Source organism: Lunatimonas sp., from assembly GCF_020832325.1.
Taxonomy (GTDB): domain Bacteria; phylum Bacteroidota; class Bacteroidia; order Cytophagales; family Cyclobacteriaceae; genus Lunatimonas.
On record NZ_JAFIEU010000017.1, the window covers coordinates 1 to 13,884 of the forward strand.

Annotated in this window: 10 protein-coding genes; 4 read left to right on the top strand and 6 right to left on the bottom strand. The window is 47.7% G+C overall.

From position 1 onward, the window contains the following. Positions 1 to 9: 9 nt before the first annotated feature. A complete protein-coding gene (locus tag JJU34_RS05950; RefSeq protein ID WP_228691416.1) occupies positions 10 to 216 on the bottom strand; it encodes a hypothetical protein in 207 nt (68 codons plus the stop codon). Positions 217 to 342: 126 nt separating this feature from the next. Between JJU34_RS05950 and JJU34_RS05955 the strand changes: the two genes are divergently transcribed. Next, a complete protein-coding gene (locus JJU34_RS05955) occupies positions 343 to 3,942 on the top strand; it encodes a T9SS type A sorting domain-containing protein (protein ID WP_228691417.1) in 3,600 nt (1,199 codons plus the stop codon). Positions 3,943 to 4,128: 186 nt separating this feature from the next. Here the strand turns inward: JJU34_RS05955 and JJU34_RS05960 are convergent, their stop codons facing one another. Together JJU34_RS05960 and JJU34_RS05965 are read right to left on the bottom strand one after the other, a co-directional pair. Further along, complete coding sequence (locus JJU34_RS05960; RefSeq protein WP_228691418.1) at positions 4,129 to 4,809, bottom strand: hypothetical protein; 681 nt, start codon at positions 4,807 to 4,809, stop codon at positions 4,129 to 4,131. A 359-nt stretch (positions 4,810 to 5,168) separates the two neighbouring features. After that, a complete protein-coding gene (locus JJU34_RS05965) occupies positions 5,169 to 5,741 on the bottom strand; it encodes a hypothetical protein (RefSeq protein ID WP_228691419.1) in 573 nt (190 codons plus the stop codon). 147 nt (positions 5,742 to 5,888) lie between these two features. Between JJU34_RS05965 and JJU34_RS05970 the strand changes: the two genes are divergently transcribed. Beyond that, complete coding sequence (locus JJU34_RS05970; protein WP_228691420.1) at positions 5,889 to 6,464, top strand: hypothetical protein; 576 nt, start codon at positions 5,889 to 5,891, stop codon at positions 6,462 to 6,464. Positions 6,465 to 6,759: 295 nt separating this feature from the next. Further along, positions 6,760 to 7,017, top strand: coding sequence for a hypothetical protein (locus tag JJU34_RS05975; RefSeq protein ID WP_228691421.1), 258 nt, complete (start codon positions 6,760 to 6,762; stop codon positions 7,015 to 7,017). A gap of 112 nt (positions 7,018 to 7,129) precedes the next feature. On the opposite strand, the gene JJU34_RS05980 is transcribed toward JJU34_RS05975, so the two are convergent. From JJU34_RS05980 to JJU34_RS05990, 3 genes are all read right to left on the bottom strand, one after another. Further along, complete coding sequence (locus JJU34_RS05980) at positions 7,130 to 8,245, bottom strand: Gfo/Idh/MocA family oxidoreductase (protein WP_228691422.1); 1,116 nt, start codon at positions 8,243 to 8,245, stop codon at positions 7,130 to 7,132. A gap of 39 nt (positions 8,246 to 8,284) precedes the next feature. Continuing rightward, a complete protein-coding gene (locus JJU34_RS05985) occupies positions 8,285 to 9,142 on the bottom strand; it encodes a sugar phosphate isomerase/epimerase family protein (protein WP_228691423.1) in 858 nt (285 codons plus the stop codon). A 70-nt stretch (positions 9,143 to 9,212) separates the two neighbouring features. Continuing rightward, positions 9,213 to 12,710 carry a PVC-type heme-binding CxxCH protein gene (locus JJU34_RS05990; RefSeq protein ID WP_228691424.1) on the bottom strand — a complete coding sequence of 1,166 codons (3,498 nt, stop codon included), beginning with the start codon at positions 12,708 to 12,710 and terminating at the stop codon, positions 9,213 to 9,215. A gap of 298 nt (positions 12,711 to 13,008) precedes the next feature. On the opposite strand from JJU34_RS05990, the gene JJU34_RS05995 reads away from it, so the two are divergent. Continuing rightward, entirely contained in the window at positions 13,009 to 13,884 is an 876-nt protein-coding gene (locus JJU34_RS05995; protein WP_228691425.1) for an AraC family transcriptional regulator, read from the top strand.

The following is a 13,884-nucleotide window of genomic DNA, read 5'->3' on the forward strand; positions in this document are numbered from 1 at the left end:
AAAGTTTTGCTACAAATCCTCGTACCATTTTTCCTCAAAGGTGTAGGCACTTTGGACGTCGGCCCTCAGCACGCGGTATACCATCCAAAGTACAAGTATAGGGCTGGCGGAGAACATAAATAGGATAATAGCTGTGTTTAAGTTAACGAATACGGCAGTAAGGTAGATCAGCAAAAAACCGGTGACGGCATATACTGGGAATAGGAAGGAATTCATGGTGTTTTTTTAGTCATATAAACCCTAAACAGGTGGAAATGTTTCCTTTATCCATCTCTTTTTGTCTACCTTTGCGTTCCGTCCGGAAGGGTCATATAGGATAAATTTTAGCGTAGAAAGAGGAGTATGGTTAGTAAGAACTGGGTGTTGTTTGGGAATAGTTTTTTGTTGGCCTTGTTTTGTGTATGTTTTCAGGTACATGCATTTCAACAATCGGACCTTTTTCTATTGAGTAGCGAGGTTGTTGCCAGTTCCGTCCACCAAGCGGCTATCCCCGAATTGGCAACGGACGGAAACCTTAATACAAATTGGACTTCTGATAATCCATTGCCGGACAAGTATCTTTCGCAGTCGCACCAGAATATTTTACTGGGGAAAACCTTGGCCTCTACCGCTTCGGTAAACTTGACTGCCGCAACCGATGGAAACCTACAAACAGCGACTGCACCCATACCGTTGGTAGATGGTGTGGCACGGGTTAGTCTAAGCTTCTCTGCACCGGTTTCGGTACATACATTGGGTATTCGTTTGGGTGGTCTACAGCAGCCAGTGACCTTTCGGCTACAGTTAGCAGATGGGGGTGTTCACGATATGATCTATCCCCAGAGTGCGAATTACCAGCACCTTCGCTTTTCTCCCGACATACCTCAGATTATCGGCTTGGAGTTAAGCAGCCCTGCTGGGTTCTTTATTTATGAATTGGGTATGACACAAGCTCCCTTTCGCGAGTTTTTGACATTTGATCTCCAGGAAGCCCACTGGGTGAAGGAAATCCATACCAAGCACTGGGCGGGCTCTGGCAATGCGGAAAAAACTAGCTTATACGCGGGAACCCATCCCGATAGTTTGATCTGGGTGGCCGATTTGAATCCGGAGTCATTGATTCTTACGAAAACCGTATTGGAGGAATCTGTTTGGGCCAGGTACCTTCGTTTGGAGCACACCTTGGTTCCCCAAAATTTCCGAAAGGTGTCGGTATTTGAATTGATAGCCTTTGGGGAAGAAAAGGAAGTACAGGTTCCCATTCAGCCAGTGACCTGGGATCCCGATGCGGGTATTTATGCACCGCTTTCTAAAGGTGCAATTGCACGTGCGAGTTCTTCGGTAACGAATCCAGCTCATCAGCCGGAAGCGGTGTTGGATAATAATTTTGCCACATCGTGGGTATCTGATAATCCCTTACCAGACAGGTATCTTGCAAATCCGGACCAAAATATCCTTTTGGGCAAGGTGGGAGTAGCCTCCAACGGTGTTTCTGTGGTGCAGGCCACCGATGGCGTGCTGGGGAATTTCACCCCGGTAATTCAGGTGAGTGCTGGCGAACCTGCATTCTATCGCTTGGATTTGGATCCAATTGCAATCAGACGCTTAAGCCTACGCGTTGGTTCTGGGGTGTCATCTCCTCTCGCTATCCGTATAGGGAATGCCAACGGGGAAGTGTTGGAATTGGAGCATCCTGCCTGGACAAATGCCAACCGGCGGTATGTGGTGGAAATGGATTCAGTGACAGAGATCTTGGTGACTGGAGAGGTGGCCTTTGCCATTCAGGAAATAGGAGCCTATTCAAAGCCGCTTACAGAGCACGTAACGGTGGATTTGGGAGAAGTTCGGGAGGTTTCCTGGATCCGAACCAGGCACTGGAACGGAAGCGATAACTCCGTTGCTGCAAGGCTTTTGGCAGGACCCTCTCTCGAAGATCTTGCTATGGTAGAGGAACTGGATCCCAGTCGCCTGGATCAACAGCAAATCCAACTGGGTGATCCCGTGTCGGCCCGGTATATCCGGATAGAACACGATTTGGTGGATCAGGATTTTAAGAAAGCCACTGTGCAAGAGATTACCGTATACGATCAGTTTGGAACCTACGGGCCGCCGCCGCCGCCAAAACCCCAGCAAAGAAGTTTTGGGGAGTTGTTCGGGTTAAATACGGTTTGGGCCTGGGGTACCAATAAGATACCGAGTTTACAAGGACCCGACGAGGGAGCGCAGAAGTTTAATCGTGCGGCCTCACAGGCCCGAAACTACCACAATATTCACTGGGACACTACCGACCCGGATGTCACTCCTTCCTACGACCCAGGTAACCTGAATGTCCATATGCAATGGACCCAATGGCATCGGGAATACCAAGACTGGCAAAGCAAGGGATTTGAAGTGGACGTAACCTACACCTTCGATCGGTTTGCTGAGTCGGACTGGACTACACCCTATGAGTCCGCAATGGCGTTGGGGCAGGCCTTCGGAGCGGTCTATGGTCCCCGTAACTTGGATCTGGTAAGGTCGGTAGAGATCGGTAACGAGCCTTGGAATTACAACGATTCTACCTACGTGAGGATATTGGAGGGGATGGCCAAGGGGTTAAAAGAAACCGATCCCGACCTGCTCGTACTTCCTGCGGCGCTGCAGGCGTCAGGGTGGGAGGCAGGCAACACCGGGGTAGGCAAAAATTACATGGGTTATAAATTGAGCGAGGCAGCTGCTCCCTACCTAGATGGGGTGAATTTGCATCTGTATTCGTATGCCCGCAATGAGGCGGGCACGCGAATCGCTGTACATCCAGAACATCCAGAATCTTCTATGCAGGCCGTATTTGCGGGCATGCGGTTTCGGGACCATAACATGCCAGGCAAAGAGGTGCATGTTACCGAATGGGGTTGGGATGCTACCAGTGCCAACGAGCAGGCAGTAAATTCAGAAGCAGTAAGCGAGATGTCCCAAGCAATATATGCGCTTAGGGGCTTGTTTTGGCTTAGCCGCATGGGGGTGGATAGGGCGCACTGGTATTTTTATGCCAATGTCGATGTGGCTCCGGGCAGAACACCCCTCAATTACGACCGTTCCGGATTGACAGAGTCAAGGCTCTTTAACTTTAGGGAAAAGCGGGCATTTACGGCAGTGGAATCTATGCAGAATTTAATGGGGGATCTGTATTTTGATGGGGTAATTCAAGAGGATGAACATGCGTATATCTACGCGCTGCGGAATGCTCAGGGAGCGCGATCCCATCTGATTGCCTGGAGGCCCGTAGCGGGAGAAGATTCCATGGCGGTACATGTACCATTGCCCTATTTCGGTACGGTTTCACAGGCTTGGTACCTTTCCGGATTGGATGCCGGAGGCGAAAGGGTAACCATTCAGGAGGAAAACGGGCAATGGATGCTGCCACTTTCTTCCATACCCCTTTTGGTTAGTTTGGGCGAGGATGAAGTATTTGGCGTTTCTAGTGTCAATGCGCTCAATCTTGGTGTAGAGGTTTTATCCGACGAGGTGGAGTTGACACTTTCCGCAGAGAGCCCACTGGAGGATGGAAGATTGTTGCAACTCTTCGTCGGTCCCGGGAAAAGTTATCGTAAAGTGGATTGGATTCAGACCGATGTTTCGGTGTGGAAGGCCCGTATTCGGGAAATGGCACCCGGCAGGTATGTGTTCAGCGTTTCTGCCGGAGCCGGACTGGAGTCCAATGTGGTAGCCGCGTCGGTACGGCCTTGGTTCAGTTTGCATCCGAATCCGGCTTCTGAAAAGACCGTATTGAAGCTTTCCCATCCGTTTGCAGAGGTCAGCACCGTCACCATCATAGGACCTGATGGGCAGGTATACAGGGAGTTTGCGATGCCTGCCTTTAGTCAGGAGCTGGAACTTCGCTTGCCTCGCCTGAAGGACGGTTTTTACATGGTCAAGCTGGTCAATGGAACCTACAATGGGCAGGCTAAATTGTTGAAGAGATGATTGTCACAAGTTCCTATTCGCGTTAACTGTAAAAAATCGTGAGATACACCCATTGTCTTTTTAACCTTGTGGTTGCTTTCTGCCTTTTTAAACAAGCTGAAAACCTATACAGACTGAACAGTAAATTTGTTTTCAATAAAAGAGTTCGCAATCCTTTACTTATATCCTTGGTTAATGGGTATTCTGTCAATTATCCCATAAAGACAATTTTCCCGCCTTGAAAACATTAAAACTCAACGAAATAAAAAGCACATTAGCTTGGTAGTTTTCAAAAGGCCGGAAAGAAGTACCGGTATCCGGATCGGTAGCGGTAAAATTCCTGTTAAAGAACTCTGTTGGGTAATACTTTACCTTAATGCTTGTGCCTCCCGGGAGTGTCATCCCTGCGAAAACCGAGCTTTGCCATAAATTGACCCGGTCACTAAACCAAACATTGAATCGGTCAATTCTCCTCTCGTCTCTAAAAGTTCGTTCCCGATAGTTAAATGCCCATTCCAATTCATACCCCGCAAAGAAAAATTGCCGATTGAGGTCTCCGATTTTGATACCAATAGGAATCCCGAGGTTATAACTCCTGACTTTTTTTCTTATGGACGAAGATTCATCAAAAATGAATCCCACATTTCTTAGATTGGTACCGGTAAACCAGCCAAAGTTTTTGCTTTGATCAAAATTTAGAAAGTTCTGTAGGTTGATAACCGGGGCCCATCGAACCACGTTGTTATAACCATCTACCGTACCACCTGAGAATATCCATTCCCCCCCGGAACTCCAATACGTTTTGGGAAATACACTGACTTCTTTCTGCGCCTGTACAAGGAAGGAATATTGAATCATGAAAGCGATCAGGAGTAGTTTTCTTTTCATAATGTAACACTATAAATCTTGAAGTAAGACTAAGTTACAAAAACACAACCCTACTCAAAACCCTAAAGTTTGAATTTAATTAAAAACTAATTTTTTATGTAATTCTGTGCGCCACGAGGGAAGCGTTTTTTTAATCTGAAAATTAAGGAACACTAGTATACGTCCTAGCATGCAGCCATCATCTAAAATATTATTAGCCATACAGCTACTGTTGTTTCCTTATGCGAAGGTGATAAAAACGTGGGGGCATAACAACCATTTCTGCCCAAGCGTCAAGTGTATCCCTACCTTAGTTTTTGGTAAGGCTTTGTATGCAGGAAAATCTATCCGAGAGATACTATTCGAAAGGCCTTTTGATACTAATCCTTTTTGATTACCTCAACGGGGGCTAAGCCGGGTATACCGTGTTGATTTTGGTATACATCGTATCCCCCCGATTGATTAGGTTTCAATGTCTGGCTTGGAGAAATGGAGGGAATGCCATGCTGATTGTCAAACACGTCAAATCTGCCTGAAAAACCCGGTTTGATGGTCTTGGTGGGTGAGATGGAAGGGATTCCGTTTTGGGTATCATAGATGTCGAAACCTCCATTTCGGGTAGGTTTGATGATTTGATACGGCGTAATTTCCGGAATACCGTTTTGGGTATTGTAAATTTCCTTTTCACCGCTGGGCCGGATTTTTATCACCTGTGATGGGGCAACATCAGGAATACCTTGGTTGTTTTGATACAGGTTTAGGGTATTAGGGCTGTTTGCTGGCTTGATGGTAGTAGCAGGAAAAATCGAGGGAATGCCATTTTCCGTGGAATACGTTTGGATGGTCTGTGCAGAGAGTGGACCAAAGTAACAAATGATTAGAACGATTGGAAAGAGGACAAAATGAAGTATTCTAGGCCGATAAATGATAGTTGTGGGATGGTAGCTTTTCATGGTTATGGAGAGATTGTTAATAAGTTAGGATACGAGAAAAATGGTTTTTTGGCTTAAAATTCAAGGTCAAATTAAGGGTTTGAAGTGAATTTGTCTAATTTAGCCACCATTGGATTTTTAAACAACCTCTAAAAACGGGCATCAACCATGACCAAACTACAAAAACGCAATTTAATCGTTTGCGGCAATGCGGCAATGTGCGTTTTGGAAACCTGCGCGGATTGGGACTCTCTTCCTTATGACCATATTATCTTTGTCAATCACCGGGATGTGAGGCATAAGGAGGTTAGTTACACGTGGGTGCCCTTTCAAGCGCCCGCGGAGCACTACGGGTATATCGAAGCCATCGGCGTTTATACCAGTCGGAAGCAGATTTACCCCGTTCCTTTGCCATTGGGCTTACAGTCGGCCATATTGAAAGGAGACGGACTCTGGACAGTTTTTGCTTGTTTGGGTGGAGCTGGTGGGTGCACGCTTTACCTGTCTTTGGCGCTATACTTGGCCGGAAAGGACTTGGGTGCGCGGTTTATCGGTAGCGTACCGTTCAGGTTTGAGGGCAAGAAAAAGATAAGCCGGGTACAGGATATTATAGATAAAGTAGCTGATATCCATTCTCAGGAGGTGGTCCAGCTGGATCGGGTTAGAGAGCATGGTAGGTTGTTGTCAGTTGCTAAGTATTTTCAGCACGCTGATCAGGAGTTGCTACAGGTCCTTAGAGGGTAAGTGAATGCAGTGGTCAGTGGATAGCCTGAGCAATAATCATTGGTAGTTGAGTGTTTGAGTTTTTGGTGTCAATGACATATAAAGTGTCACCAGTGTAAAATAATCTAGAATAATATTTTATAAATGAATTCAAAAGAAGAATATTAGGTTTGTTCTTTAATTTATGCCTAGGCTGTTTATTTCTTGGTACTGCAAAAAAATTTAAAAAAAGTAGAGGTTTTCTAGGACAAAATTGGCAGGTTATCCGTATTGGTTGTAGATTTGAATTTGAAACTGATCCAATTACCTTATTACCATGAAAAGGCTTTTCCTGTTTCTTCCAGATATTTTTTTTGTAATGCTGATTGTCTTTAGCTGCGAGCGGGCCGACCTGTCAGAATGGCGGCAGCCCAGGGATTATTTTTTATCCGAAAATCCAATGGCTCTCAATAACTTGGATATGGAAATGTCTTTTTCAGAACGGGAGCGGTGGGTTGATCTCATGGAAGAATATCGAGGTAAGGCCGTGTCTTTTCTGCATCATTGGAAAGGGAGGGTTTCGGATAGCCTGTGATATAAAAGAATAATGCTATTTGTGTTTTTTTGCTTCTTTTTTCCCATAACAAAAAAAGGGATAAAGACCTTCGCCTTTATCCCCCGACTCAATAGGTTTGATAATGAATGCGTTACTTTTTTAACGTGAATTCGGGCAATGGAATAATCTCTCCTCCTTTCATGGCAGATTCATGGGCCAAAATACCCACACAAGTGATATTGGCCGACTGCCGTGCATCGGGGTAGGGAGCACGTCCCTCATGGAGTGCAGTCAAAAACTCGTGCACCAGGTGGGGGTGGGAACCGCCGTGACCTGCACCTTGAATAAAGGAAAGGTGCTGATTGTCGTCGGAATCGTATACACCTGCTGTGGTAAAGGAAGAAATTTCTTCGGGCAGCAGGTGAGCGTAGTCGGGTATTTTCACACGGGAGGGTTCTTCACCTGTGTGGATCACGCTATCCTCGTGCTCGATCAGGGTCCATTCAAACGATTTTTTGGAGCCGTACACATCAAAGCTCTCCCGGTACTGCCGGGCCGTGTTAAAAAGGGAACGGGTAACCTCGGCAGAAAGGTCCGAATCCTTCAGTTTGATATGACAGGTTTCGATGGCAAAGGGTGAGCCATATTTTTCGATCAGGTTTTCGTCGATACGGCCGGAACCGAAGCATGACACGTATTCTGCTTGGGCCTTTGGTAGTGCCAATACCGGACCTACGCAGTGGGTGGCGTAGTGCATAGGAGGTAGCCCTTCCCAGTAACCAGGCCATCCGGCCATTTCCTGTTGGTGGCTAGCACGCAGAAATTGGATCTTACCCAGTTCCCCTTTCTCCAGCATCTCCTTTACGAAGAGAAATTCACGGCTGTAGATGACCGTTTCCATCATCATATAGGTGAGACCGGTTCGTTCGGTTTCTTCCACGATCTGTCTGCATTCCTCTACGGTGGTAGCCATGGGTACGGTACATGCCACATGCTTTCCTGCCCGCAGTGCCTTCAGCGATTGTTCTGCATGGGCTTGTATGGGTGTGTTGATGTGTACCGCGTCGATATTGGGATCTTTAAGCAGTTCATCGTAGTCGGTATACCGCTTTTCTACGCCGAAGGCGTCACCGATTTCGTGTAGTTTCTCTTCGTTTCGCTGGCAGATGGCATACATGTTAGCCAAGGGATGCTTTTGGTATATGGGGATAAATTCGGCCCCAAAACCCAATCCGATAATGGCAATGTTTATTTTCTTATCACTCATGTTAAAAATAGTTTTATGTTGATGGGTTGTTGAATTAACTTAGGAAGCCCAGGATTTTAGAAATTTCAGTCCCTCAGAGGCAAAGGCGTCCTGGGATTCTGCCAATGGCCTCCAGATACAAACAGCGCCGGCGAGTTCCTTGATCTCGGGAGTGAAGCTTTCGATGGATACCACGCCTTGGTAGCCTACGAGTTCCAAACCTTTGCGGTAGTCTTCCCAGCGTGTTTGACCGGTTCCGGGTGTTCCCCGGTAGTTTTCGGACACCTGCACGTGTATCAGCTTATCGCCCACTCGGGAGATGGCATCGACAATATTCCTTTCTTCGATATTCATATGGAACCCGTCCAGCAGCACTTTGGCAGCGGGATGGTTGATGTCATCGATCAATTGCATCAGGTCCTCCGTATTGTTGATCAAGTCAGTTTCAAACCGGTTTAAGGGTTCAAGGGCAATTTCCTGCCCATATTCGGTTGCCATTACACACACTTTGTGCAGGTTGTTTACCGCTAGGTCCCATTCCATTTTTTTCTTGTCTGGAGGAAGCAGCCTGGCTTTGCCTACGGCGGAATACATGGGGCCGGCCACAAAGCGGGCACCTACTTCTGCACTGATCTGAAAGCATCGGCGGATATAATCCAGACTGGTCTTATGGTAGGAGGGATCCTCGTGGGTTAGGTCTCTGCTGGGACCAAACGCGCCGCAGATGACAGGCTTGAGATCCTGTTCTTCCAAGGCATGCTTTACTTTTTGGGCGTCTATCAATGCAGGATCCTCCACCGGGATTTCCACCGCATCAAATCCCATCTCTTTTATCTTTGAAAAGAGCGAGGTGGTTTCGGTAGTGAATGGTGAAGTCCACAGCCAGGTGGTCGTGGCAAAGGTTACATTTAAGCTCATGTTTGGTTGGTTTAGGACGTCCGGGGATAAGATCTCCCCGGACGTTCAAATGTGCAAAAGGTCCGTCGGGTTACTCGACAATCATAATTCCGTTCATGATTCTCCAGTGGCCGGGCACCGTACAGATGTATACGTACTCTCCGGGTTCGGAAGGAGCTCTGAAAACCAAGGACTCGCTGGTTTCCGGATCCACCAACCGGGTGGAAGCGATGACCTCTGGGATCTTGGGCACGTAGTTCATATCTGCACCTTTGGGGTCACGGGCTAGTTCGTCCGCGGCCTTGCCCACCGTTTCCAAGGTGCCAGGTTTCGCAATGACCAGGTTGTGCTGCATGAAGTCGTTGTTTTCAAAATCGATGGTAACCTGCGCATTTGCCTTTACGGTAAAGGAAGGTTTGTCGTATTTCATTTCATGTTGGATCACTCCCAACTTCACCGTGACAGTACCTGAGGCAGGCGAATCCTGCGTGGCAGCACCACTTGCAGCAGTTGATGCGGCATCTGCGTTAGGCTGTATTAGTTTTAGTACCGATGCTCTTGGGTTCATCCTTCCCCGGAACCAAAAGGGTCTTGGGTAGTCTCCTACTTGGTTGTCGCCCATGTTGTCATTTCCGATGCGCACGCGTTCTTGGGACAATGCCGCTGCGAAAAGCCCGTTGGCTTTGCCCGAGGCAACCTCAGAATCGTTTATCAGAAGCTTCATCTGGCCGCCTTCGAGCAAGTTAGCCTGTACGGTAAATTGCTCGGAGGGTAGGGAACCCCGTGTATTCAGTTTGTACGTTCTACCATCCTGCTTCACTAGCCAGTGAATCGCGTTATTTTGGATGTAAAGAGAATATCCGTTTTGGTTGTTGCCCTGAGCAATGATCACCCCTTCCAAGGGATCATCGCTCTTGCTGATGGTGGCTTGGATATGAATTTCCTTTCCCTCCACACTGGGAGGAAAGGGAATACCGGATCGACGGTCTAGATTGTACTGTTCCTCTACCAAGCTTTTGGCCACGCGTTCCGTTAGGGTAAGCAGCGAGTCGGGTTTGTTTATCGCGCCAATTTGGTTTACCTGCTCATCAAAGGACCGGGGGTGGGAGAGCGCCGCGGCAAAGATCGCCTGTGGCAGGTAATTGTCCGCGTTGTTTTCTTCTCGCAAGCTGGCATCCAGAATGGCTTTCCCTACTGCCGTAGAGGTCGGCATGTCTGCCAGCGCCAGGAAGGCGGTTTTGCGAACGTTGAGGTCGCTGTCATTGGCCAGGTTGGCATCTAAAATAGCTTGGGCTGTAGCTTCATTTCTGGGCAGCACCATGAGTGCATTCTTTCGTACACCAGCCGCCGGATGTTTCAGGGCTTTTACCACGATACGGATCGCCGCATCGTTGGATCCGTTCAGTTCACCCAAGCCATGCAACGCCCAAAGCGCGTGAACTGCCGGACTGTTCAGTCCGATCTCGTCTACTTCGGTGTTGTCGATGATTTTCAGCAGGTCGTTTACGATGCCGTTGTTTTGGGTTTCAACGATAAGGCGCTGTGCCGTTCTTCTCCAAAACATGTTGTCACTTTTAATACCTGCGATTAGGTCTTTGTTGCTCGATGGATCGATACTTAGCACTTTTCCTTCGGGTGCTCCTTTGTACACCAACCGATAAATTCGACCGTGTTGAGTATCCCGAAGGGGGTTGATATAGGCGTTACCCGGTCCATTTTCAAAGCCTTTGGGTGTAGGGTTATGCTGAATGATAAAATTATACCAATCGGCGATCCAAAGCGCTCCGTCAGGACCTACTTCAGCATGCACAGGGGAGAACCACTCGTCGGAACTGGCGAGGATGTTAAAGCCGTTTCGCTCCCGGAAACCTGACCCTTCCACTTCCAGGATGGCATTGTGCAATACCCTTCCGGTAGGTTCGGCCACAAAAGCTACCCGGTTCCAATAGGACTTGGGAAACTGCCTGGCGGTATAGAGATGGTGCCCTGCGGCAGCCGTATAGCTACCATGCCAATCCACCTGCCGCAAAAACGGGGTGAGATGAGGCATGTCGTAGTGGGTGTCAATTCCGTGAACGGCATTGACCGATCCTCCGCGAACGGGACGTCTCACAAAGCGACTAGGCATGGCTAGGTAGGCACTGTGCTGACCGTTTGCCGTTGAGATGAATACGTTGAATTCTTCGGAAAAACCAAGCCCCCAAGTATTGTTGCTGGTGTTACCCAGAAATTCGAAATCGGTTCCATTGGGATTGAAGCGGTATACGCCTTGGCTGAAGTTAAACTGTTTGCCGTCTATGGTGCCATTGAAGCCAGAATAGCCCAATACCCCCCAAACTTTGTTGTCAAAACCGTACATCAGATTAGAAGGTCCAGCGTGTGTATCGCTTTTGCCCCATCCTGTAATGACGGTTTCACGCAGATCCGCTTTTCCGTCTCCGTTGGTGTCTTTGAAAAATACAAAGTCCGGTGCCATGGAAACTAGTAGGCCTCCGTTTACAAAGACCATGCTGGTCGGTATATTTAGGTTATCGGCAAATACGGTGATTTTGTCGGCTTTGCCATCTCCATTGGTATCTTCGAAGATCTTGATGCGGTCGTTTCCTCCCTCGCTTCGTACCTCGTTGGGATAATCTTCCGTTTCGATCACGTATAATCTTCCTTTGTCATCCCAAGTCATTGCCATGGGATTCACGATATCCGGTTCAGAAGCAAATAGTTGCAATTCAAATCCCACGGGGACTTGAACGAGTTTCATAGACTCTTCTGGAGATAAGGGGTGCTGATACTGTGGTGGAGGATCCCTTCTTTCGTAGTTGGGTATATCGGCATCGGTAAATACAGGGGTGGGTATCTGATAATCGGCTACCTGCTTGGCCAATTTTTCCCCTACTGCCCACATGACACCATTGGCCACCAGCTGATGAAACTCCGGCTTGGACCAGGTACGTTCATCGTGTCCATAAGCGGTGTAGAATACACGTCCTTTGCCTTGCTCACGTACCCAAGTCCATGGTTCCCGATGATCTCCCTCTACACGCTCCATCAAAACGGTCATGTCCGGGTTCAGCTGGCTATGTACATACGTTTCATCCCAAGTTTCAAATTCAGAAACGCCGTTCATCACCGGGTGGCTAGCATCGATGATGTCAACGGTAAAATCACCTACGCCGTGTGATTTAAATTGTCCTCCAACGGCCTTGACAAACCAATCGGAGTTTCTGAAACAAAAAGAGGCACTGTGCAATGGAATCAGCGCTCTGCCGCCTTCCACAAATTCACGTAAGGCTTTTTCCTGCGCGGGCGTGATCTCGTCGTGGTTGGCATAGATCATGACACCGTCAAAATAGGAAAGGTAGTCGGCATTTAAGTCGTCGGGATCCGACGTGTAGGTTAGGTTGATGCCTTTTCGGAAAAGCGGATTGGCCAGCATGGGCATCAGCTTTTCAGAGTGGTGGTGCTGACTGTCATGTCCCAAAAAGAGTATTTCCACTCTCCTGGGCCCGTCAGATCTCCGGTCTTTGGTGGTGCTTTCCCCACAGGCAAACAATAGCAGGCAGGAAAGAAATAGCAAACCGATCTGTCTCATTTTAAGCAGTTTATTTGGGTGTATATTTTACAAGTAATCTAAGGGTAAAGATGGAAAAAAAATATCGACGATTCTCACTGTATTTTACCCGATTCTGACTTTATTTTAACATTATTATCGATAATTTGGTTTATTTTGTGCATATATTGGTAAGAAGAGGGGGTTAGGTAGTCCGAATACACCGAAGGAGGGAAGCGAATACTTTCCCGCCATATTTCCTTTTCCCCGCCTTTAAAATAGGTGATTTCAGGGACTGAGAAAGCGATTATTCCAAAAGAATCTCTTATAAATTAGACAGATGCAACGACCTTTTCAAAAATCGAGGATACCGGAGAGCAGGGCCTTTGTGGTGAAGGAACTGATCGCTCCCCATTTTGATAAAAACTGGCATTTCCACCCGGAATACCAACTCTTTTTGGTCTTGGAGGGTCGGGGTACTCGTTTTGTGGGGGACCACATGAAAGCCTTTCGGGAATACGATTTGGTGTTTACCGGTCCAAATCTACCCCACCTCTGGCGTAACGATCAAAGCTATTTCGAGAAAGGGAGTGACAAACAAACACACGGAATCGTGGTGTATTTCCCAGAAGATTTTATCGGTAGGTCCCTGTTGGAAAAGGAAGAGTTTGAGGGATTGCGCCACCTGTTGACCAAGGCAGACCGGGGCTTGGAGATTTCCGGGGAGACGAACGTGCAGCTTAGGCAGCTGATGAAAGAACTGGTGCATCTGAAAGGACTAGACAGCATCATCGCTCTCTTTGACATGTTGCGCCTGATGGCTCGATCCAAGGACTGTCATCCCATCGTGCAGGCCGGTTACACCAACCTAAACAAGGCATCGGAGGAGGACCGTATGAGTCAGGTGTACGAATATGTGATGGATCGTTTTTCTCAGGGCATCAAGCTGGAAGAGGTGGCTGGCCTCACCAATATGACGGCCAGTTCCTTCAGTCGTTATTTTAAATCCCGTATGAACAAATCTTTTTCGGATTTTCTATCGGATGTTCGGATTAGTCATGCCTGCAAGCTGCTGCATGAGGATGCGCTAAACGTCAGTGAGATTTGCTACGAATCTGGTTTTAACACCCTTTCCAATTTTAACCGACAGTTCAAAGACCGGATGGGTATGACACCCATGGCCTATCGAAGGGACTTTCAGCAACGCTTTGAATGA

Coding starts and splice junctions, on each gene's coding strand:
- JJU34_RS05950 (WP_228691416.1), bottom strand. CDS start 216: ATGAATTCCTTCCTATTCCCAGTATATGCCGTCACCGGTTTTTTGCTG.
- JJU34_RS05955 (WP_228691417.1), top strand. CDS start 343: ATGGTTAGTAAGAACTGGGTGTTGTTTGGGAATAGTTTTTTGTTGGCC.
- JJU34_RS05960 (WP_228691418.1), bottom strand. CDS start 4,809: ATGAAAAGAAAACTACTCCTGATCGCTTTCATGATTCAATATTCCTTC.
- JJU34_RS05965 (WP_228691419.1), bottom strand. CDS start 5,741: ATGAAAAGCTACCATCCCACAACTATCATTTATCGGCCTAGAATACTT.
- JJU34_RS05970 (WP_228691420.1), top strand. CDS start 5,889: ATGACCAAACTACAAAAACGCAATTTAATCGTTTGCGGCAATGCGGCA.
- JJU34_RS05975 (WP_228691421.1), top strand. CDS start 6,760: ATGAAAAGGCTTTTCCTGTTTCTTCCAGATATTTTTTTTGTAATGCTG.
- JJU34_RS05980 (WP_228691422.1), bottom strand. CDS start 8,245: ATGAGTGATAAGAAAATAAACATTGCCATTATCGGATTGGGTTTTGGG.
- JJU34_RS05985 (WP_228691423.1), bottom strand. CDS start 9,142: ATGAGCTTAAATGTAACCTTTGCCACGACCACCTGGCTGTGGACTTCA.
- JJU34_RS05990 (WP_228691424.1), bottom strand. CDS start 12,710: ATGAGACAGATCGGTTTGCTATTTCTTTCCTGCCTGCTATTGTTTGCC.
- JJU34_RS05995 (WP_228691425.1), top strand. CDS start 13,009: ATGCAACGACCTTTTCAAAAATCGAGGATACCGGAGAGCAGGGCCTTT.